General features: G+C 48.5%; 23 protein-coding genes. 11 read left to right on the top strand and 12 right to left on the bottom strand.

Going from position 1 to position 21,178, the window contains the following annotated elements:
- Positions 1–7: 7 nt before the first annotated feature.
- From GMA8713_RS09560 to bolA, 5 genes are all read right to left on the bottom strand, one after another.
- Positions 8–640: an NADH:ubiquinone reductase (Na(+)-transporting) subunit D gene (locus GMA8713_RS09560; RefSeq protein ID WP_062660629.1), complete on the bottom strand. Its 633-nt coding sequence runs from the start codon at positions 638–640 to the stop codon at positions 8–10.
- Complete coding sequence (locus GMA8713_RS09555) at positions 633–1,415, bottom strand: Na(+)-translocating NADH-quinone reductase subunit C (RefSeq protein ID WP_062708507.1); 783 nt, start codon at positions 1,413–1,415, stop codon at positions 633–635. The genes GMA8713_RS09560 and GMA8713_RS09555 overlap by 8 nt, the downstream gene beginning before the upstream one ends.
- On the bottom strand, positions 1,402–2,646 hold the full coding sequence (locus GMA8713_RS09550; RefSeq protein WP_002537040.1) for an NADH:ubiquinone reductase (Na(+)-transporting) subunit B: 1,245 nt from the start codon (positions 2,644–2,646) through the stop codon (positions 1,402–1,404). Before GMA8713_RS09550 ends, GMA8713_RS09555 begins: the two co-directional genes overlap by 14 nt.
- Before the next feature lie 3 nt (positions 2,647–2,649).
- Positions 2,650–3,990 (bottom strand): Na(+)-translocating NADH-quinone reductase subunit A, encoded by a 1,341-nt coding sequence (locus GMA8713_RS09545; protein ID WP_002537037.1) that lies wholly within the window; start codon positions 3,988–3,990, stop codon positions 2,650–2,652.
- A 487-nt stretch (positions 3,991–4,477) separates the two neighbouring features.
- The gene (gene bolA / locus GMA8713_RS09540) at positions 4,478–4,801 is read right to left on the bottom strand and encodes a transcriptional regulator BolA (protein WP_062708553.1); all 324 of its coding nucleotides are present in this window, start codon (positions 4,799–4,801) and stop codon (positions 4,478–4,480) included.
- 212 nt (positions 4,802–5,013) lie between these two features.
- Here bolA and GMA8713_RS09535 point away from each other — a divergent pair, with 212 nt between their 5' ends.
- The 8 genes from GMA8713_RS09535 to GMA8713_RS09500 all read left to right on the top strand — a co-directional run bounded on the left by GMA8713_RS09535 (position 5,014) and on the right by GMA8713_RS09500 (position 11,767).
- Positions 5,014–6,165, top strand: a complete 1,152-nt coding sequence (locus GMA8713_RS09535) for a methyltransferase (protein ID WP_062708504.1) — start codon at positions 5,014–5,016, stop codon at positions 6,163–6,165.
- Positions 6,166–6,168: 3 nt separating this feature from the next.
- Positions 6,169–6,741, top strand: coding sequence for a YajG family lipoprotein (locus GMA8713_RS09530; protein WP_062708501.1), 573 nt, complete (start codon positions 6,169–6,171; stop codon positions 6,739–6,741).
- The gene (locus GMA8713_RS09525; RefSeq protein WP_062708489.1) at positions 6,741–7,307 is read left to right on the top strand and encodes a peptidylprolyl isomerase; all 567 of its coding nucleotides are present in this window, start codon (positions 6,741–6,743) and stop codon (positions 7,305–7,307) included. The genes GMA8713_RS09530 and GMA8713_RS09525 overlap by 1 nt, the downstream gene beginning before the upstream one ends.
- 18 nt (positions 7,308–7,325) lie before the next feature.
- Complete coding sequence (locus tag GMA8713_RS09520; RefSeq protein WP_062708487.1) at positions 7,326–7,691, top strand: hypothetical protein; 366 nt, start codon at positions 7,326–7,328, stop codon at positions 7,689–7,691.
- Between the two features lie 49 nt (positions 7,692–7,740).
- Entirely contained in the window at positions 7,741–9,135 is a 1,395-nt protein-coding gene (locus GMA8713_RS09515; RefSeq protein ID WP_062708484.1) for an AmpG family muropeptide MFS transporter, read from the top strand.
- A gap of 256 nt (positions 9,136–9,391) precedes the next feature.
- Positions 9,392–10,177 (top strand): outer membrane protein OmpK, encoded by a 786-nt coding sequence (locus GMA8713_RS09510; protein ID WP_062708481.1) that lies wholly within the window; start codon positions 9,392–9,394, stop codon positions 10,175–10,177.
- Between the two features lie 113 nt (positions 10,178–10,290).
- A complete protein-coding gene (locus tag GMA8713_RS09505) occupies positions 10,291–11,181 on the top strand; it encodes a 2-dehydropantoate 2-reductase (protein WP_062708478.1) in 891 nt (296 codons plus the stop codon).
- A complete protein-coding gene (locus GMA8713_RS09500) occupies positions 11,168–11,767 on the top strand; it encodes a DJ-1 family glyoxalase III (protein WP_062708475.1) in 600 nt (199 codons plus the stop codon). The genes GMA8713_RS09505 and GMA8713_RS09500 overlap by 14 nt, the downstream gene beginning before the upstream one ends.
- Before the next feature lie 94 nt (positions 11,768–11,861).
- Here the strand turns inward: GMA8713_RS09500 and thiI are convergent, their stop codons facing one another.
- The 3 genes from thiI to pomA form a co-directional block, all read right to left on the bottom strand.
- Entirely contained in the window at positions 11,862–13,310 is a 1,449-nt protein-coding gene (gene thiI / locus GMA8713_RS09495) for a tRNA uracil 4-sulfurtransferase ThiI (RefSeq protein ID WP_062708472.1), read from the bottom strand.
- A gap of 138 nt (positions 13,311–13,448) precedes the next feature.
- Positions 13,449–14,378, bottom strand: coding sequence for a flagellar motor protein MotB (locus GMA8713_RS09490; RefSeq protein WP_062708469.1), 930 nt, complete (start codon positions 14,376–14,378; stop codon positions 13,449–13,451).
- Between the two features lie 10 nt (positions 14,379–14,388).
- Complete coding sequence (pomA, locus tag GMA8713_RS09485) at positions 14,389–15,150, bottom strand: flagellar motor protein PomA (RefSeq protein WP_062708467.1); 762 nt, start codon at positions 15,148–15,150, stop codon at positions 14,389–14,391.
- Between the two features lie 413 nt (positions 15,151–15,563).
- On the opposite strand from pomA, the gene xseB reads away from it, so the two are divergent.
- The 3 genes from xseB to dxs are packed head-to-tail and all read left to right on the top strand — an operon-like array spanning position 15,564 to position 18,593.
- Positions 15,564–15,809 (top strand): exodeoxyribonuclease VII small subunit, encoded by a 246-nt coding sequence (gene xseB / locus GMA8713_RS09480; RefSeq protein ID WP_062708465.1) that lies wholly within the window; start codon positions 15,564–15,566, stop codon positions 15,807–15,809.
- Complete coding sequence (ispA, locus tag GMA8713_RS09475) at positions 15,802–16,701, top strand: (2E,6E)-farnesyl diphosphate synthase (RefSeq protein ID WP_062708463.1); 900 nt, start codon at positions 15,802–15,804, stop codon at positions 16,699–16,701. Before xseB ends, ispA begins: the two co-directional genes overlap by 8 nt.
- Before the next feature lie 26 nt (positions 16,702–16,727).
- On the top strand, positions 16,728–18,593 hold the full coding sequence (gene dxs, locus GMA8713_RS09470; protein ID WP_062708461.1) for a 1-deoxy-D-xylulose-5-phosphate synthase: 1,866 nt from the start codon (positions 16,728–16,730) through the stop codon (positions 18,591–18,593).
- Positions 18,594–18,656: 63 nt separating this feature from the next.
- Here the strand turns inward: dxs and pgpA are convergent, their stop codons facing one another.
- Genes pgpA through ribH form a run of 4 tightly spaced genes read right to left on the bottom strand, consistent with a single transcriptional unit; the run spans position 18,657 to position 21,113 of the window.
- A complete protein-coding gene (gene pgpA / locus GMA8713_RS09465) occupies positions 18,657–19,142 on the bottom strand; it encodes a phosphatidylglycerophosphatase A (RefSeq protein WP_062708459.1) in 486 nt (161 codons plus the stop codon).
- 3 nt (positions 19,143–19,145) lie between these two features.
- Complete coding sequence (gene thiL / locus GMA8713_RS09460; protein WP_062708456.1) at positions 19,146–20,117, bottom strand: thiamine-phosphate kinase; 972 nt, start codon at positions 20,115–20,117, stop codon at positions 19,146–19,148.
- 57 nt (positions 20,118–20,174) lie between these two features.
- Positions 20,175–20,630, bottom strand: a complete 456-nt coding sequence (nusB, locus tag GMA8713_RS09455) for a transcription antitermination factor NusB (RefSeq protein ID WP_002537000.1) — start codon at positions 20,628–20,630, stop codon at positions 20,175–20,177.
- A gap of 12 nt (positions 20,631–20,642) precedes the next feature.
- Positions 20,643–21,113, bottom strand: a complete 471-nt coding sequence (gene ribH, locus GMA8713_RS09450) for a 6,7-dimethyl-8-ribityllumazine synthase (protein ID WP_002536998.1) — start codon at positions 21,111–21,113, stop codon at positions 20,643–20,645.
- Between the last annotated feature and the right edge of the window lie 65 nt (positions 21,114–21,178).

Genomic DNA, 21,178 nt, shown 5'->3' with positions numbered 1-21,178 from the left:
TACGTCCTTACTCCTTCGCTTCTACTTGTTCAGGTTTGAAGTAACGCACAACCCAGATCAGGAAGCCGATCAGGAAGAACGCTGATGGGGCCAGAAGCATCAGACCGTTTGGCTGGTACCAACCGCCTTCTGAGGTCAGAGGCAGGATTGATACGCCGAACAGCTTGCCTGAGCCCAGCAGTTCGCGGAAGAAACCAACAGAGATCAGTACGAAACCATAACCCAGACCGTTACCGATACCATCGATGAATGATGGCAGTGGCGGCGACTTCATCGCGTACGCTTCTGCACGACCCATAACGATACAGTTGGTGATGATCAGGCCAACAAATACAGACAGCTGCTTAGAGATGTCGTAAACATATGCTTTCAGGATCTGGTCTACCACGATTACCAGCGATGCGATGATCGCCATCTGAACGATGATACGTACAGAGTTTGGAATGTGGTTGCGAATAAGCGAGACGAACAGGTTCGAGAATGCCGTTACGAATACTACCGCAATGGTCATTACAAACGCCGTTTCCAGCTTGGTGGTAACTGCCAGTGCAGAACACACACCCAGTACCTGAAGGGCAATTGGGTTGTTGTCTAGTACCGGAGACCAAAGATTCTTTTTCAGTTCTTTAGAATCAGCCATTGATCAGCTCTCCCTGTTGAACTTTCTTCAGAAATGGGCCAAAGCCGTTGTCACCAAACCAGAAGTCAAAGGTGTGCTGTACACCGTTTGAAGTCAGAGTCGCACCTGACAGACCGTCTACACCGTAGACATCTCCAGGTTGAGCACCGCCTTTAACAACTTTCAGCGCAGGCATGCCTTTGTCATCAAACAGCAGTTTGCCTTCGAACTGTGCACGCCAGCGAGGGTTTTCAACTTCGCCCCCCAGACCCGGAGTTTCACCGTGCTGGTAGTAAGCGATGTCAGAAACGGTCTTGCCATCTGTGTCCAGTGCAACAAAAGCATACATCATGCCCCATAGACCACTGCCGTGTACTGGCAGGATCAGACGTTCAGTTTGACCCGCGCCATCTTTTACCAAGTAAACCTTGGCGATGTCAGACAGGCGGCCAATCTTGGCGATATCTTTGTCTGCAGTCAGTTTGACTGACTGAGAAGGGTCAGACGCTGCAATGCGTTGGTCAAAAGCCTTCGCTTCTTCAACGGTACCTACAAGGTCACCTGTTTTCAGGTCAACCAGACGTGGTTCGATGAACTTGTCGAAGGTTCCAGTGATGTTGCCGTTCGCATCGATACCAGCAACAGAAAGGATGTTGCGCTGTACGTCCAGCACGGCATTTTTCTCTTGCAGAGGACGCAGAGAAACGGCCGCAAACGATACCACAACTGAACACACGAGGCTCAGTGCGATAACTACGGTCAGCGTTTTTTTAATGCTATCGTTATTGCTTGACACGAGCCAGTCTCCGTTTGATGTTGCCCTGGATCACCAGGTTGTCGAACAGCGGCGCAAACAGGTTCGCGAACAGGATAGCCAGCATCATACCTTCTGGGTACGCTGGGTTAACCACACGAATCATCACTGCCATCGCACCGATCAGGATGCCGTACCACCATTTCGCTTTGTTGGTAAACGACGCGGAAACTGGGTCAGTTGCCATGAACATCATACCGAACGCGAAGCCACCCAGAACCAGGTGCCAATGCCATGGCATGCTGAACATTGGATTAGTATCAGAGCCGATGATGTTGAACAGAGTCGCTGTAGCAACAAGACCAATCATGGTACCCAGAATGATGCGCCAAGATGCGATTCGCATCGCAACGATCATTGCACCACCAATGAAGATTGCCAGCGTTGACACTTCACCGATTGAGCCTGGGATGTTACCAATGAATGCATCCATCCAAGAGGTCGCTTGACCAGTGATGTTGTTAACCAGCGCGCCTTGACCACCTTGAGCCCATTGGCTCAGCGCAGTCGCACCTGAGTAACCATCAGCCGCAGTCCAAACCAGGTCACCTGAAATCTGTGCAGGGTATGCAAAGAACAGGAACGCACGGCCAGCCAGTGCAGGGTTCAGGAAGTTACGACCGGTACCACCGAAAATTTCTTTTGCTACAACAACACCAAAGGTAATGCCCAGTGCTGCTTGCCACAGAGGAAGTGTTGGCGGAACGATCAGTGCAAACAGAATAGAAGTTACGAAGAAACCTTCGTTGACTTCGTGCTTGCGCACCATACAGAACAGGACTTCCCAGAAGCCGCCCACGATAAATACCGTTGCGTAGATAGGCAGGAAGTAAGTGGCACCCAGTACCATTTTACTGCCCCAGCCTGCATCTGGTGTCAGCGTACCGCCCAACATTTCTGTCAGCCAGTAGTGCCAGTTACCGCCAACAACTGCTGCCAGTTGTTCTGCACCGTACATAGAGTTCAGTGCCATGATGGCTTGGTTACCAGCGTTGTACATGCCAAAGAACATGGCAGGGAACACAGCAAGCCACACCATGATCATGATGCGCTTCAAGTCGATGCTGTCACGAACGTGCGCACCGCGTTTGGTCACTAGGCCTGGGGTGTAAAGAACAGTCGCTACTGCTTCGTACAGCGCAAACCACTTCTCGTGTTTACCACCCGGCTCGAAGTGATGCTCGATATCTTCAAGAAAATTCTTCAGGCTCATCGCTTACCCTTCCTTCTCAATTTGATCCAGGCACTCGCGGAGCATAGGGCCAAAATCGTACTTGCCAGGGCAAACAAAAGTACACAGAGCAAGATCTTCAGGATCCAGTTCCAGTGCGCCCAGCTGAGACATGCTGTCCAGGTCACCTGCACAGATATCACGCAGCAGCAGAGTCGGCTCGATGTCCAGAGGCATCACACGCTCGTAGTTACCGATTGGCACCATAGAGCGCTCACTACCGTTTGTGGTAGTGGTCATGTTGAACAGCTGGCCTTTAAAGAACTGGCTTAAATATGCGCGGGTAACGGAGAACTTGTTCTTACCTGGAGTAATCCAGCCAAACAGTTCTTTTTCACGACCTTCACGAAGCGCGCTCACCTGAAGGTGATAGCGACCGAGGTAACCGTGAACACCACCAGCGTTCGTACCACTTAGTACGGAGCCAGAAATGAGACGGATTTCACCAGGCATCAACTCATTGTCAGTGATGTCTGAGATAGAAGCACCGATTTGCGTGCGGATGAGACGAGGATTGTTAACAACCGGACCTGCCAGAGAAACGACGCGATCTGTATAAACTTCACCAGTGAGGAAAAGCTTACCGAAAGCGATAACGTCTTGATAGTTCAGGTGCCAAACCTGCACGTCCATACCAACAGGACGCAAGAAGTGAATGTGGGTACCAACCAGACCTGCTGGGTGAGGACCATTAAACACTTGCTCTTCCACATTGGCTTGGTTGCTACGCGGCAGGCTGGATTCGCCTTTACACACAAACACCTTACCGTCGGTCAGGCGTGAAAGCACGTCCAGACCTGCTACAAACGCTTCTTGCTGTTCATTAATGATCAGCTCTGCGTTTGCAGCCAGAGGGTTTGAGTCCATCGCTGTAACAAAAACAGCTGCAGGACTTGCGTCAACCGCTGGTGTTTTGCTGAATGGGCGGGTACGGAGCGCCGTCCACACACCTGACTCAACAAGTTGGTCTACAACCACTTGACGATCCAGGCCTGCGATGTCGGAGGCTTCGTATTTGTTGAAAGTGACTTGCTCGTTGCCTTCTACTTCGATGACAACAGACTGAAGAACACGTTTTGCACCGCGGTTAACTTCAACCACAGTACCCGCTGCAGGAGCAGTAAATTTAACGCCTTGGTTCTTCTTGTCTTCAAAAAGAACCTGACCTTTTTTCACTACATCCCCAACACGAACATGCATCGTTGGACGCATGCCAACGTACTCTTCGCCAAGCAAGGCGACTTTTTTGATGGCAGGGCCATCATTTATCACCTGAGCTGGAGTCCCGGCAATTGGGATATCCAAACCCTTTTTTATTGTAATCATACGCACTTGCACTACATTAACGGGAAAAAATTCTGTTATTGCGCAGTTTAATACACGACTTTCCACTGTCTGGCTGAGCGATTCATCCGCTCACCTTCGCAACTTCCTCATCACCAACCCGCAACAATTCGAGGCATGGGGTCAGTTTTCAAGCGGTGGATTCTATCATCAACCAAAGTCGCTATTCCACGGCAATCACCGTGATACACCCTGAATTTTCAGCAACTGAACAAACTATGCTCAATTGTAAGCGATAAGTATGAGCAGGTGCACAACTTATGGTGCAAACGTGATGTAGATTAGTTGTTAGAGAAATAACATCTATCACGTAGACCTGTCGTCATCTCGGACACGCTAATACACTCAGATTTTTTAACATCTGCTCACATTTCAGGACGGTTTTGGTCCCAAGCTTTACGACTGATATCCAGTAGTGATTTTCCTTACTGCGCTAAAAAGGCTGTTTAAAACAGCCCATTGTCAATCACTACTCGGTATCTAAAACAGAGCCACCGTGACATGGCGGAGAGACCGGAGCCTGCTCATTTATTTCACGCCACTCCCCTTCAGTATAAGTATGAATTGCAAGTGCATGGATATCATTTTGCAATTCTTCACTCAGAGCCTGGTTTACCGCACGGTGCCTTGCGATAAGGCGTTTTCCTTCAAACTGTTCACTGACAACGGTGACTTTAAAGTGGCTTTCTGCCCCTTCCGGTACGTTATGCATGTAACTTTCGTTTTTCACATCCAAATGCACCGGTGAAAAAGCGGTATTGAGTTTTTCCTCAATTCTATGCTGAACTTTCATTGTTCCCTCTGGCTTTAAACGTAACGGGCTGAATGCACTGGGTTGGTTCTGAATCTCAATCAACTGCAGAAATTCATGGTTTAGCGTTGGCACTTTTTCCATGAGTCAGTCAATACAAATAAATCCCAACACAACCTGCATATTGCGCCGTTTTCGGTATATTATTTGCGACAATATACTCTATTCTCACAAGCACTTCGCCGATACCTCTCATGAAGACAACATTAGACATTTCCGGTAAGGCATTTTCTTTACGCCGTTACCCCATCCAGAAAAACGACACTCTGCAAGCATGGGATGCGGCTGATGAATACTTGATTGAACAACTGGAACAGGCCGAACTGCCAGCAGGTAGCCATCTTCTCGTGCTAAACGATGGTTTTGGCGCAATAAGCTGTTGGGCTGCAGAAAAAGGGTACCACGTTACCGCTGCCAGCGATTCACATCTCGCCCAAATCAGTGCTGATGCGAACCTCAGTAAAAATAACCTGAACAGTGTGAATTTTATTTCATCGCTAGAACCATTGCCGAACGATGCTGATATCATTGTGATGAAGCTTCCGAAATACACACGTTTTTTGGTTTGGCAACTCCAGCAAATATCGCAATACTCGCGAATAGGTGTGCAAGTTATCGCAGGCGCAAAAACGAAAGATATTCACACATCAACGCTCAAACTGTTCGAAAAACATATTGGTACTACACACACCTCACTGGCCAAGAAAAAAGCACGGTTGATTTTCTGTCTGAAAGAAAAGCAACTTGGATCAGCACCTGTTGAAACCACGTCTTTTGATGTTACTGATTACCAAATGACGCTGCAAAACCATGCCAATGTGTTTTCTTCGGAAAGTCTAGATATTGCGGCCTACTTGATGCTCAAACATATTCCAAGTAACGAAGACTTCAAACATATCATTGATCTAGGATGCGGAAACGGGGTGCTTTCAGTGGAAGCTGCACGCCGTAACCCTCAGGCCAAAGTGACTGCCGTGGACGAAAGTCACATGGCTGTGGCATCAGCATCTGCTAACCTGCTTAAACATGGTATTACAGCGGGACGTTTCGATTGCAGAGTCAACGACTGCTTGAATGGTTTTGAGCCAAACAGTGCTGACTTGGTGTTATGTAACCCACCATTCCATCAACTGAACACAGTGACGGATCACATCGCTTGGCAAATGTTTTGTGACGCCAGACGGGTTCTTGGACCCAATGGGCGCATTGTAGTGATTGGGAACCGCCACCTCGGCTATCATGCTAAATTGAAACGTCTTTTTGGCAATGCACAAGTCATTGCTTCTGACCGTAAGTTTGTTATTGTCGAGGCTTATAAACAGCCTGACTCTAAAGGGATGCGTTAACTCATGAAAAAACTACTGCTTGTTTCCGGACTGTTACTGGGCCTGACTGCTTGCTCGTCCCCCCGCGAACCTCAGATGACGATTGCGCCTCAGCCTTCAGTCTCATCCGTACCAGTCGCGCAAAGTAAACCGGTTACGGTAGAGAGCCGCGACCTGCGTACCGCACAATTTGTTGCCGTAGTGGATAATGGCCGTAAAAATGTACAACCAATTCAGGCTACCTCAAACGTGCGTGTGGTATTGGAAGATGCGCTTATCCGTCAGTTAAATTCACAAGGCTATAAAGTGGTTGCTGACAGCAAAGGTAAGCTACGCATGGATCTGCTTGATGCCTTAGTGAAGGTAGAGCACAGTGTTTTCTCCCATACTATGAACACCAACGTTCAGATCCAATTGGTTGCCGATAATGGTCAGAACAAGTTCGTGAAGCGCTATACTGGTAAATCGACCACTGAAGGCTCTACCAGCGCATCTGTAGAAGACATGGAAATGGCCCTGAACAGCCTACTCGAAGCCGTATTGCAAGACATTGCGCGTGACCAACAACTCATGACATTTATGAACGAGAACTTCTAATGAAAAATGTGTTAAAAACTGTACTTGTTGTCATCTCTTTGTTTGCTGCCCAGGCTATGGCAGCAAACCCTGTGGTTAGCGTTGAAACCAGCGTGGGTAACTTCAAACTAGAGCTCTACCCAGAAAAAGCACCTAAAAGCGTAGAGAACTTCCTCAAATATGTGGAAGATGGAAGCTATGTGGGCACCCAGTTTCACCGTGTTATCCCTGGATTCGTTGCACAAGGAGGTGGTTACGATGCGTCATTCAAACCACGTCCAAATACCTATGGTGAAGTGGTTAACGAATCAAAGAATGGGCTAGGTAACGAGCGTGGAACGATTGCGATGGCGAGGCGTAAGGCTCCAGACTCTGCGACGCGACAATTCTACGTTAATCTACGGAATAACAGTAACCTGGATGGTAACAGTCATAAATACGGCTACACAGTGTTCGGCAAAGTCATTGAAGGTTTTAACACCGTCGAGAAAATGGCAAAGGTTAAGACCATCACAATCCCCGAGGCTCGCATGCGTGATGTTCCTCAACAACCTATACTGATCGAGAAGATTCTTATTATCAATTAAGTAACAGGTCAAGAGGGAATGCTAAAACTCGTTGCAGACAATCCCGAAACCAATAATGATGAGCTTGCCGGAGAACATGTTCGACAACATGCACCGGCATTTGCTGCTGATGTCATTCGTTACATTCTCCACCAAGCCTCCTACGACAATTTAGTAAACTCCAGCCAAAACCAGTTTATGGATTGGTGGCAACTGTCAATATCCGGCGGTCCTTCAGAAGACGACTACGAGTCAGTTTACTGGTATCTTCTCTACCTCATCGAATCCCGCAGAGAAGACGAATTGCGGGGTAACCGTTTTGTGAACCAACGTCTCAAAGAGTGTGCTTGCTATCTGATCAATAAAGAAAAATTGCCCCGGTTTGCACGTGGCATTCGTCCTTGAAGCACGGTAGCATGGTTCTACCCTATACAGATAACAAGGACGTACACTGATGTCCCCCTCTTCCCATCCAACTTGGCGCGAGACGCTGAATAGCTATCTTGACCGCAGACTCCTATGGGTCTTCATGTTGGGCTGCGCAAGCGGCTTTCCATTGCTTTTAATTGGTTCAAACATGTCAGGCTGGCTGAAAGACGCAGGCCTTACCAGAACAGCAATCGGTTTATTCGGTTCTATTTTCGCGGTATATGCGATCAACTGGATGTGGGCGCCACTGATTGACCGGGTAAAATTACCCGTGCTGCACCGCACCTTGGGTCAACGACGCAGTTGGATCTTACTGATGCAGGTCATTATGTTGGTCTGTACACTTTTCATTGCCAATACCAACCCTTCATTTAACCTTTGGCTAACCTCTGTTCTTGCATTCACCATTGCGCTGGCTTCGGCCACCCAAGATATCGCTGTAGATGCATTCCGTATAGACAGTTTTGGTGAGCAGGAAAAGTCCAAAATGCCGCAGGCTGCCGCCATGGCTGTGATTGGTTGGTGGACAGGTTACAGCCTTCCTGGCTATTTCGCTTTTATCAATGCTGATTCAATAGGCTGGAATGGCGTTTACTACGGCATGGCAGGTTTTATTGTGCTTCTTATTCTGTTTACGCTATTTGTTGGCGAGCCGGACTCACAACGAGACAAACTGCAAGCTGAAGCTGAATCACGTTACGCTAAGCGATTAAATCAAGGCGAGAACAGCATTCCGGTATGGTTCTCAGTGACCATCGTTGAACCTTTTGCTGAATTCTTCAGACGCAATGGTGTAAAAGTCGCACTCACTCTTCTCCTCTTTGTATTTTTGTTCAAGATTGGTGAAGCCTTCCTCGGCCGTATGTCGATCGTCTTTTACAAAGAAGTGGGGTTCAGCAATGAACAGATTGGCTATTACTCTAAGCTGATCGGTTGGGGAGCCACTGTTGTTTTCACTTTGATTGGCAGCGCGATTAACGTTCGCTTCGGCGTCGTTAAAGGGCTTCTGATTGGTGGTATTGCTATGGCTGCCAGTAACCTGATGTTTGCGCTGATGGCGCAGGTTGGACCGAATGAGAACCTGTTCCTGGCAACCATTATCGTGGATAACTTTACCAGTGCATTTGCAACCATTGCTTTTGTATCCTTCCTGACTTTCCTTACAGGCAGGGCGTTCTCCGCAACCCAATATGCTTTGCTGGCGTCTCTGGGCAACCTTGGCAGGACAACCCTCTCGTCCTTCAGTGGCTCATTGGTCGACTGGATTGAACAGTTTGAATGGACTCACAACATCAGCTGGCTTGATCCGTGGTCCTTCTTCTTCATCCTCACCACAATCATGGTCATTCCAAGCCTTGCCATGATTGTTGGGCTCAGAAAGCACTTTAAAAAGCTGCAAGACATGCAGAAAACGGCCTAATCTGTGTTTAATCCGCGACAATTGTCGCGGATTCATATCTCAAATCCTGTTTAAACCGCCTTTCTGATCATCTTTTGAAACACATATCTCTAATACATTCCTTTTCAACGGGATCTAAATCACAATTAGAAAATGATTGCGATTTCATTGCATTTTATTTTTTGAACTTTCCCATAGAATGGCGCCCGTTACGGCGGAGGTCCAACCAATAGGTGTCTTTGCCATTTCTTTTCTGACAGTGTAAAGAGAACTCAAGATGCGTAAATCAGTAGTAGCACTTAGCGTTCTGGCAGCAGCTGCGGCTGTTCCAGCTCAAGCGGAATATCATTACGGTTTTGCAAACGTATATGCAGACTACCTGAAATGGACTAACGGTGACGACAAGTTCGGTGGTGTTGAAAATACTCGTGATGAGCATGTAACTATCGGTGCTGAAGCTGGTGCAGGTTTCGATTGGGGTCAAGTTTACGGCTTCTATGAGTATGAGAAACTAGATCAAGCTTCAGACAGCCGCAGCCAAGCAGCAAAGTTCACAGCTCACTACAAAATTGTTGATGAAGTGACCCTTTACGGTCAGGTTTACGATCTTAAAGACAACAAATTCACTAACGAACAAAACCGTGTTCTGGGCTTTGGTTACCTTGGCCTGAATGGTGAGGGCTGGTCATTCAATCCATTTATTGGTGTTCACGACCTGTCTATCGACAACACTGGTGAAAAGTACAATGCAGAAGGCAATCTAGAAAGCTACACAAACGCTTCTGGTTTCAACGGCTACATGGCAGGTTGGACTGCAATATACAACTTCGAGATCGCTGGTCAGCCAATGATGGTTACAAATTGGCATGAAATCGAGTTCGATCGTAACGACGATTACGCGGCACTTCAGTACGGTAAAATCGGTCACAATGGTGGAGTAAGCCTGTGGTACGACATCACTGAATCAGTTTACACTGGCCTAACCTACCGCTACTTCTACAACAAACTGAGTGTTGACGGATACGGTGACGCAGTTATCTTCCGCATTGGTATGCACCTGTAATATAGATGCTAGTTGTGGAAAGGCAGCCAAATGGCTGCCTTTTTGCTTTTCTGCGTTCGGCTCTTGTATCAACAATGGTATGCTTTCAGCCAGTTAAACAATAAGGATGAAGCATGCGTTTTACGCTTGTCGGTGCCGGTGCGGTCGGTGCGTTATGGGGTTTAAAACTACTTGAAGCTGGGCATCAGGTTCATTTTGTCACCCGCAAAGAAGAGTCTGACATCACGCTGGGATTCGAACATCAGAGTCCACTGATTTTTCCCTGCAACCAATCCGCTCGCATTGAGGAAAGCGACTGTGTTCTGGTTTGCGTCAAAGCCTTCCAGGTGCTGGATGCCATCCATCTTATACAGCCTTATCTTCATCCAGATACCCCAGTAGTCTTAATGCACAACGGCATGGGTACAGCTGATGCTGTTCTTCAAACACTGGACACAAACCCTCTGGTACTTGCCACGACCTCCCACGGCGCTTTAAAGCTCTCTCCATCGGTATTACGACGTACTGGCCTTGGGGAAACACGCCTGGGTGGTGCGAATGTCAGTGGAAAACAGTGTGACTTTCTTGCTGACGTTTTCAGCCATGCTCTACCCAGTGCTCAATGGGAAAAGAATATTCAGACCGCGCTTTGGCGGAAACTGTCCGTCAATTGTATGATCAATCCTATGACTGCACTGCGTCAGTGTCAGAATGGCGAGTTGCTTTCTGATAGCTTGCGAGAGCAGCTAAACACATTAAGTGAAGAGATCGCTTTGGTCATGCAAGCTGAAGGATTAAACATCGCATCGGGTGACGTCTTACAACACGCATTACAGGTCGCGAAAGCCACCGCAGAAAACCACTCTTCGATGAATCGGGACGTGCACTTCAAACGTCACTCGGAAATAGACTTTATTACCGGCTACCTGATCAGCCGAGCAGAATCACACGATATAGCGGTACCTGAAAACCGGGCGCTGTATCAAGCCATCAAGAATTTGGAGCAATCCTATGACCACGCCTAGCGTATTGGTGTGCCTAGCCCAAGGCACAGAAGAAATGGAAGCCGTAACGGTTATTGACGTTATGGTACGTGCTGGATTTAACGTCACCACTGCAAGTGCTGCAGAAAATGGTGAGCTCACTTTGACGTGTTCACGTGGTGTAAAACTGACAGCAGACATTCCACTGGTCAAAGTTGCCGATGAAGAGTTTGACTGCATTGTTGTACCGGGAGGCGTCGAAGGCGCTAAAGCCTTGGGAGAAAGTGCATTGGTTGTTGAAATGATTAAACAGCAGCAGTGTGACCAGAAATGGGTAGCGGCAATCTGTGCAGCGCCTGCTTTGGTGATTGAGAAGAACCAGCTGTTCCCAGACGCTTATAAAACCTGCCACCCAGCATTTATAGACCATATTCCGGCAGATAAGCAGAACAGCCGTCGGGTCTTCACTGATCACGACCACAAACTGATCACCAGCCAAGGTCCGGGCACTGCGTTGGAGTTTGCTATTGAGATTGTTTACTTGCTGGCAGGCAAAGACAAAGCCCGAGAAGTCGTAGAACCAATGGTGATTATTCCCAACCTCCATTACGAAAAGAAATTCGCTTAACCCTGCACTGGGTATACCTCAAACCAAAAAACCGACCTCGATAGGTCGGTTTTTTGATTTCTAAGTCTTCTCGCTACGCTTTCTCGGATCAGCCTTACGGACGGTATACCTTCACATTCGCGTAGCCATTTTCTTGCAGGTAGAGAGCCTGCAGCCTGCTCATCACGCCCCGATCACAGTAGAGCAAATAAGTTTTGCTCTGGTCTAGATCGCCGAATTTGGTTGCCAGTCTGAAGAATGGAATGTGCACCACTTCCGCACCATCAATTTCCAATGGTTTTTCGTCTTCTTCTTCAGGGCTACGGATATCCAGCACCACGGCACCTTTAGCAATTTCGTCCACCAGTTCAACGTCTGGCGCTTTTTCTTTACTCTGCTTGCCGATATCACGGATATCCATGATTCGGGCGTCGTAAACCACTTTATCCAGAATGCTGAAATCAAAGTTCGCTTCTTCCGCTTCTAACTTCGCTTTCTCAGCCTTGATGGTTGGCTTACGTGAAATCACACCACAGTATTCCGGCATGGTCTTCGCGAAATCTTCAGTACCAATATCACGAGCCAGATTGATGATGTCTTCTTTGTCCCAGTTGATCAAAGGACGCAGGATCAGAGTGTCAGACACATTGTCGATCATACGCAAGTTGGTCAGCGTCTGGCTCGATACCTGCCCTAAAGCTTCACCAGTCACCAATGCCTGGATGCCAAATTTTTCCGCCACCATGGAAGCTGCTCGCACAAACATGCGCTTAAGAACGACACCCATCTGGCCGTCATCGACTTTCTCAAGGATCTCCGCGACGACAGGTTCAAAATCAATGGAAATGAACTTCACTTTGGCAGAAGAACCAAACTTCTCCCACAAGTAGTGGGCGGTTTGTTGAACGCCAATCTCGTGTGCTGCGCCGCCAAGATTGAAGAAACAATAATGTACTTTGCTACCACGCTTGATGTGCAGATAGCTGGAAACACCGGAGTCGAAACCGCCAGATATCAGGCTCAACACGTCTTCCTGTGTACCCAGTGGGAAGCCGCCCTGTCCTTTAAAGCGCTCACGAACCACATTGACGTTTTCTTTGTCTACTTCCAGGTGTACAACCATGTCAGGCTTTTTCAGCTGAACACGGGCTGATTCAACATCTTGGTTCAAACCACCACCCACGTAGCGCTCTACGTCGATAGACGTGAAGTCATGATTGCCACGACGCTTGGCACGAACACAGAAAGACTTGCCTTCCAACTGATGTGCCACCGTTGCCGATACGATTTCATAGATGTTGTGCAGATCAGTAAACGGCGTTTGCTCAACTTCCAACACATGGTGAATACCCGGTGTGTTGGTCAATAGACTCAATGCAATATCACGCTCAGCCGCGTCTTTTAGCGAAACCTCGATATGATCACGACGGTTGAACACCGACATAGCGTCTGACTTTCGCTTAAGAATATTTCGGATGTTAGTTTCCAGAATTTTCGTGAAGCGCTTCCGTACAGATTCACTTTTGACCATCACCTCAGGGTGAATTTTGACGATAAATTTCATAACAGGTTTCGCTACGGCTTTAACAAAGGCGCGGATTATACCTCAAGCATAACGTATTCGAAATAACCACACTGAAGTGAGTACAAAAACAAAAAAGGCAGCATCAATGTGCTGCCTTTTGTAAGGGATTTAAAAGATTCAGTTTTCTTGAATAGACTCAACCGGAGCACTGGTAGAAATCTCATCAGATTCTTTCGGCTTACCTTGCATAATGGCAATCTCCACACGACGGTTTTGAGCCCGGCCTTCAGGTGTATCATTCGGCACGCGGGGTGAAGAGCCAGCGAGTCCCTCAACCCGCATTCTCATTGGGTCAAAACCTGTCACTGTTTCCATTTCCTGGGCAACAGAAACAGCGCGTTGCGCAGATAGATCCCAGTTAGAGCGATAAAGCTCGGAGTCCAACGGTGAGTTGTCGGTATGGCCGGAAACGCGGATCTCGCCCGGTACGTCTTTCACTAAATCAGCGATCTGACGGACTAAAGGACGAAATTTTGGCTGTAGAAAAGCTGAGCCTGCCGGAAAAGCGCCGTTTTCGCGGATGCGAATAATCAGTTGCTGCCCCAGGTTTTCTACCTCAACGGCTCCTTCTTCCACTTCACGCTCAAGCGCTTGAACGACCATTTGGGCAGTACTCGACATCTGTTCTGTATCCTGTTCCTGCTCCTGCATGGACGCTTCAGTTGCGGTAGAGCCCCCATCCAATTTTGCTGAATCGCGTTGTGAACCACCCGCACGATCTGATTCACCATCTTGAAAGTCGAGCGTACGCTGCGTCATATCGATGGTTTGCTGCATGATAACTTCAATAGGCGTGGGCTCTGGACGGCCCGGGCGGAACTCCTGTGCAATCACACTGGTACCTTTCGGGATGTCTTTTACCTCAAGCAGGTTTTGTACACCGAAAGCGAATTTCATCGAGCCCGCGATCTGCTTGAACTTCAATACATCCATTTCCGAGAACGAAAGCAGAAGTACGAAGAAACACATCAGCAGTGACATCAAATCTGCGAAAGTCCCCATCCAGGCTGGTAGTCCGGGGGGGCCACATTTGCATTCTTCATCCATCTCCGACTCCTTATCCCTCTACGTCAACTGCACGTTTCTTCTCGTTGAGGTAGTTCTTCAGGTAGCCGTCAATAACACGTGGGTTCTGACCATCCTGTATTGCTAAAAGACCGTCCATGATAAGACGTCGGTTCATTTTCTCTTGATCTTTACGCATGCGAAGCTTACTGGCGATTGGAATCGCAATCATGTTTGCCAGCATTGCGCCGTAAAGTGTTGTCAAAAGTGCTACCGCCATCGCAGGGCCGATCGCTTTCGGGTCGTCCATGTTTGAAAGCATGGCTACCAATCCGATCAGTGTACCTATCATCCCCATAGCAGGGGCTACATCTGCTAATGCACTGTAAAATTGTGCGCCAGCATCGTGCCTCTCGTCTGTCATCACAATGTCTTTCTGAAGTGTCATTTTCACCACTTCGGCATCGTGACCATCCACCAGCATGTCGACCCCTTTCTTCATAAAGGAGTTCGGTACTTCCATTTCTTCCAAGGCGAGGAAGCCACCTTTACGTGCTGCATCTGCCATCTCTACGATTTTGGCAATAAGGTCTTCCGGGTCGTCTGCTTTGAACATAAAAGCCTTTCCCGCAATTTTAAATGCACCAAAGAACTGGCCCATGGTGTAGTTCATCAATACAACAAACAGGCTGCCACCAAATACGATTAACGTTGAAGGAACATCTACGAACATGCTTATGGTGCCACCAAGCAACATCGCCATGACGATGAAGGCAAAGGCGCCCAAAATACCTATGAGTGTCGCCAGATCCACGGAACGATCCCCTTAATTTTTACTAGCCAGAAAGAATAGTGACGTATTCCCAAGCGACCTGAGATTGCAGGTTATTAAACCGCTTGAGTATGACTGAATTCGCTGTCTGCCCTTCCGTTAACGGCAGATGTAGCGATAGATTTAGCGCGTACTTTAAATTTTATACCCATCTCATCTCAAGATGCAGATTTTCCTCTCAAGATTAAGCTCAATGTCCACTTCTGAATAGAGGAAGTCGAGATTGAATTGGACGACAATTTTTTGCCGCTGTCGAAAACACACGCAAAATTCAGGCCGCAATCGTCCATAACCCCAGAAAATCTCCCCCAGCAGCGCAGATTTTCACTCAAGCGTTTGACCCTTAACAGGCGCTGGGTTAACTTCTCCGCCATTCTGATCGTTCTGGATTTATCATGGCTGCTAAGAAACCTGAGAACATGACCTTTGAAGAAACACTCAAAGAGTTAGACACGATTGTTAATGGCCTTGAAAGTGGTGATTTACCGCTCGACGCGGCGCTAAAGCAATTTGAACGCGGGATTTCTCTGGCTCGCCAGGGACAAAAGACACTCTCTGACGCCGAGCAACGCGTGGAGATCTTGCTCGCGCAAGACGACAACACCCCTTTGGAAAAATTTGAAGACACGCGCGATGAGTGATACTGCTTTAACTTCCACCCTCATTCATTACCAAAACCGCAGCAATGTGCAGCTTTCACGTTGGCTGGACAACCTCGGCAACGATAAACAGCCTTTGATCCAGGCTATGAAGCATGGTGCGTTACTCGGCGGCAAACGTGTTCGCCCTTACCTGACGTATGTAACTGGTAAGTTGTTTGGCGCTCCAGAGGAGGCTCTGGACACCCCAGCAGTCGCGGTTGAGTGTATTCACGCTTACTCGCTTATCCATGACGATTTACCCGCCATGGATGATGACGCTCTGCGTCGTGGTCAGCCAACTTGTCATGTTGCTTATGATGAAGCGATTGCCATTCTTGCGGGTGATGCCCTGCAGACACTGGCTTTCACCATTCTGGCAGAGGGTGATCTTTCTGCGGAAGGTAACGCGTACCGTATTCAAATGGTGAAAGAACTGGCATCTGCATCCGGTGCTGCTGGTATGTGTCTGGGACAGGCATTAGATCTGGCAGCGGAAGGTCAGAAAGTCGACTTAGCAGCGCTGGAAACCATTCACCGCCACAAGACCGGAGCCCTTATTCGCTGTGCGGTTCGTCTCGGCGCATTGGCGGCGGGTGAAAGAGGTGTAACATACCTCCCAGAACTGGATACATTTTCAAATACTATCGGACTTGCCTTCCAAGTGCAGGATGACATTTTAGATATCATCAGCGACACCGAAACCCTTGGAAAACCTCAAGGTTCCGATCTCGAAGCGGAAAAAAGCACCTACCCGGCGTTGCTGGGACTGGAGGGCGCAAAGCAGAAAGCCGAGCATCTTTACCAAGAAGCACTACAAGCCCTGCAGGCGATCCCCTACAATACAGAGCAATTAGAACTGTTCGCCCGGTATATCATCGAGCGCAAGAACTAAAACAAATAGCGCCATAAAACGAATATATGACTCTCGATATTTCTAAATACCCAACGCTCGCGCTGGCAGACACACCTGACGAACTCAGAACACTACCACGTGACGTTCTGCCGAAGTTGTGCGACGAGCTCAGAACGTATCTGCTCAACTCCGTCAGCCATTCAAGCGGCCACTTCGCATCAGGTCTTGGCGCCGTTGAGCTGACCGTGGCGCTTCACTATGTCTACAATACCCCTTTCGATCACCTGATCTGGGATGTAGGCCATCAGGCATATCCACACAAGATTCTGACCGGCCGCCGCGAGCGACTCACAACTATCCGTCAAAAAGACGGCTTACACCCTTTCCCATGGCGGGAAGAAAGCGAATATGACGTACTGTCTGTTGGCCATAGCTCAACCTCAATCAGCGCAGCGTTAGGGCTTGCGATTGCGGCAGCTAAAGAAGGTCGCGAACGTAAAGTCGTCAGTGTGATTGGTGACGGCGCGATCACTGCCGGTATGGCATTCGAAGCCATGAACCATGCTGGCGACGTACACGCAGATATGCTGGTGATCCTGAACGATAACGAAATGTCGATCTCAGAAAACGTCGGCGCACTGAACAACCATTTGGCACAACTGCTTTCGGGTAATTTCTACACCTCTATCCGCGAAGGCGGCAAGAAAGTGCTGTCCGGTGCGCCACCGATTAAAGAGTTGGTCCGCCGCGCAGAAGAGCACCTGAAAGGTATGGTTGTGCCGGGCACTCTGTTTGAAGAGCTGGGTTTTAACTATATTGGCCCTGTTGATGGCCATGACGTTGAAGAGCTGGTGAAAACCATAAAGAACATGCGAAACCTTAAAGGGCCGCAGTTCCTGCATGTCATGACCAAAAAAGGCAAAGGCTACGAGCCGGCGGAGAAAGACCCGATTGGATATCACGCTGTGCCTAAATTCAACCCAGCTGAAAACACCCTTCCAAAAGCCAAATCATCAGGCCCTACTTTCTCCAAGATCTTCGGAGACTGGCTGTGTGATATGGCAATGGAAGACGAGAAGCTTCTGGCGATAACACCAGCTATGCGCGAAGGCTCTGGTATGGTGCGATTCTCCAAAGAATTTCCGGATCGCTACTTTGACGTCGCGATTGCGGAGCAACACGCTGTCACCCTAGGTACAGGTATGGCGATTGGTGGCTACAACCCTGTCGTTGCTATTTACTCTACCTTCCTACAACGCGGTTATGACCAATTGATCCATGATGTGGCGATCATGAACTTACCGGTCATGTTCGCCATTGACCGTGGCGGCCTTGTGGGGGCTGACGGACAAACGCACCAGGGTGCATTCGATCTCAGCTTTATGCGTTGCATTCCAAACATGGTGATCATGGCGCCGAGTGACGAAAATGAATGTCGCCAGATGCTCTATACCGGCCACACTCATCAGGGGCCAAGCGCCGTTCGCTATCCACGCGGTAATGGCTGTGGCGCCAAAGTAGAAGAGGTCATGACTGCGCTATCGATCGGTAAAGGTGTTATTCGCCGTCAAGGTGAAAAGATTGCTATCCTGAATTTCGGTACCATGATGCCTTATGCACTGGAAGCGGCGGAAAACTTGAATGCTACCGTTGCAGATATGCGCTTTGTAAAACCATTGGACGAAGCTCTTATTGACGAGCTTGCCACGTCTCATGATGTACTGGTGACAGTCGAAGAGAATGCGATTTCCGGCGGAGCAGGTTCAGGTGTGCTTGAGTATCTGATGAAGTCACGTCAAATCAAACCAGTGCTCCAAATTGGTTTGCCAGATAAGTTTATCCACCAAGGCACACAGCAGGAATTGCACGAAGAACTCGAGATAGACGGTAAAGGCATTGAAGCACAAATCCGACGTTATCTGGGTGAATAACTTCTAAAAAATATATTAAAAACGGCGCATTCAGCGCCGTTTTCTATTTCGTAATGCCGCAGACTAACTGAGCCAGTACGTGTAGCCTATCCAAAGTATCACCATTGACATCAAACCTGCCACAATATCATCCAGCATGATCCCAAAGCCGCCATGCACTTTCTTATCCAGCCAACTGATAGGCCAAGGCTTCACCATGTCGAAAAACCTGAAAATGATAAAACCGGCTAGAACAACCTGCCAGTCAGTCACAGGGACAAGAAACATGGTGATCCAAAATCCGACAAACTCATCCCAGACAATACTGCCATGATCATGCACGCCCATATCACTTGAGGTGCGTTCGCAAAGGTAAATTCCCACCAGAGAACCAACCACAATAGCGACTGCCAATGCGAGGGGAGAAAAGCTCACAAGCAAATAATAAAACGGCACCGCAGCCAGCGTACCCATGGTGCCCGGCACAATGGGAGAGAGGCCAGAGCCAAAGCCTGTTGCCAGGAGATGAACAGGGTTGGAAAGACGAACTTTACTATTCGGATTATTCATACATCACTCGGAGAAATGATCCCAGCCACTCAGGGACCAATCGACAGGTTTATCCTGCCATTGCACTATTACGCCTTCACCATGTCGAATCTGACCGATACAGGTCACGACAGTATTGGTATGCGCAAAGGCCGCATCAACCGCACCACGATGACTCTCAGGTACGGTAAAACAAAGCTCGTACTCTTCGCCACTGGTCAGTGCGATTTTCGCTGCCGCTTCTTCATCACCGACAAAAGTGATTAGTTCCTCGGATACTGGCAAAGCTTCCGCATTGATAACCGCGGACACGCCGCTGGCTTTCAGGATGTGCTTGAGATCCGCCACCAGACCATCAGAGATATCCAGTGCCGACGAAGCAATTTCACGTAGCGCCTGCCCTGCAAGAACTCTCGGCTCAGAATAATAGTGGCGGTTAAGCAGTGTAATTTCAGTGTCATTCTTTGGTTTATTGCCGTTTAAGATGACTGAAAGACCCGCTGCACTGTCGCCAAGGTTGCCTGTCACATAAAGCCAATCACCCGCTTTTGCACTATCACGACGAATGGCTTTACCAGCAGGGACAATACCCTGAAGCGTCATCGTAATACTCAGGGGGCCTTTAGTCGTGTCACCACCAACCAGTTGGACGTGATAGTACTCAGCAAGCTTATAAAAGCCTTCACAGAACGCTGAAAGCCAAGTTTCATTTGGTTCAGGGAGTGTCAAAGCAAGAGAGCACCATGCGGGCATAGCGCCCATGGCAGCAAGATCGCTTAAGTTGGAAGCCAGCGCTTTATGCGCGACTTTTACAGGATCAGCATCGGGGAGAAAGTGGGTTCCTGCTACCAAGGTATCGGTCGTGACGACCAGTTGGCAGTTTTCCGGCACAGTGATGACGGCAGCATCATCTCCAATACCCAAGTCCACATCGCGGCGCGTGACTGGCTGCGATTTAAAGTAACGGTTTATCAGGTCGAATTCGTTACCGGCCATTATTCCATCCCTAAGAAAAAGGCCAGCGTGGCTGGCCTTTGAAGTCTTAACTCGATATTACTTTTTACGCAGCGTCGGTACCGCTTTATCCAGCACACCGTTCACGAATTTGTGGCTGTCTTCTGCGCCGAAACGCTTCGCCAGCTCAATCGCTTCGTTAATAACTACTTTGTAAGGAACGTCTTCGCGTTTGCACAGTTCATACATAGCCAGACGAAGAAGTGCATGTTCCATTTCATCCAGATCCTGAATTGGACGAGACAGGTAAGGACGCATTTTGCTGTCCATTTCCTGGTAGTTCAGAACGACACCCGCCAGCAGATCACGGAAATAATCTACATCAGTTTCTGGTTGGCGCAGACGTGGTTCTTCTGCTTGATGCTCTTCTTCTTCATAGTTGTCTGCTGCCAGGAATTGAGCTTCGATATCAGCTACGTTACCTTGCGTCAGTTGCCATGAGTAAATTGCTTGTAGTGCAAAATGGCGCGCATTGCGCCGTGCGGCTGGTTTCACAGTAACCCCCGATTAGGATTCGATTTGGGACAGTACGTTTACCATTTCAAGCGCGCTTAGTGCAGCCTCTGCCCCTTTATTACCAGCCTTGGTACCCGCGCGTTCGATGGCTTGTTCAATGGTGTCTACGGTCAGCACACCGAATGCAACAGGAGTATCAAACTCCAGTGCCACCTGTGCCAGACCTTTGTTACATTCTCCGGCCACATAGTCAAAGTGTGGCGTACCGCCTCGGATCACAGATCCCAGCGCGATAATTGCGTCGTAACGGCCGCTTTTAGCAACACGTTGCGCCACCAATGGCAGCTCGTAGGCGCCTGGGCAACGTACTACAGTGATATTGTCTTCGCTTACCTGGCCCTGACGCTTCAGCGCATCAATAGCACCATCCAGCAGGCTTTCGTTAATGAAGCTGTTGAAACGGGAGATAACGATAGCAACTTGAGCATTTGGTGCTGCGAACGCACCTTCGATTACCTTCATGGGCCTTCCTGTGACTTATTTATCCGGATTGAGAAACCGCGGGATTCTATCACACTTTTCTGCAA

The sequence above is a fragment of the Grimontia marina genome (assembly GCF_900060185.1).
Taxonomy (GTDB): Bacteria; Pseudomonadota; Gammaproteobacteria; order Enterobacterales; family Vibrionaceae; genus Enterovibrio; species Enterovibrio marinus.
This window is presented reverse-complemented; position numbering and strand designations above follow the sequence as displayed.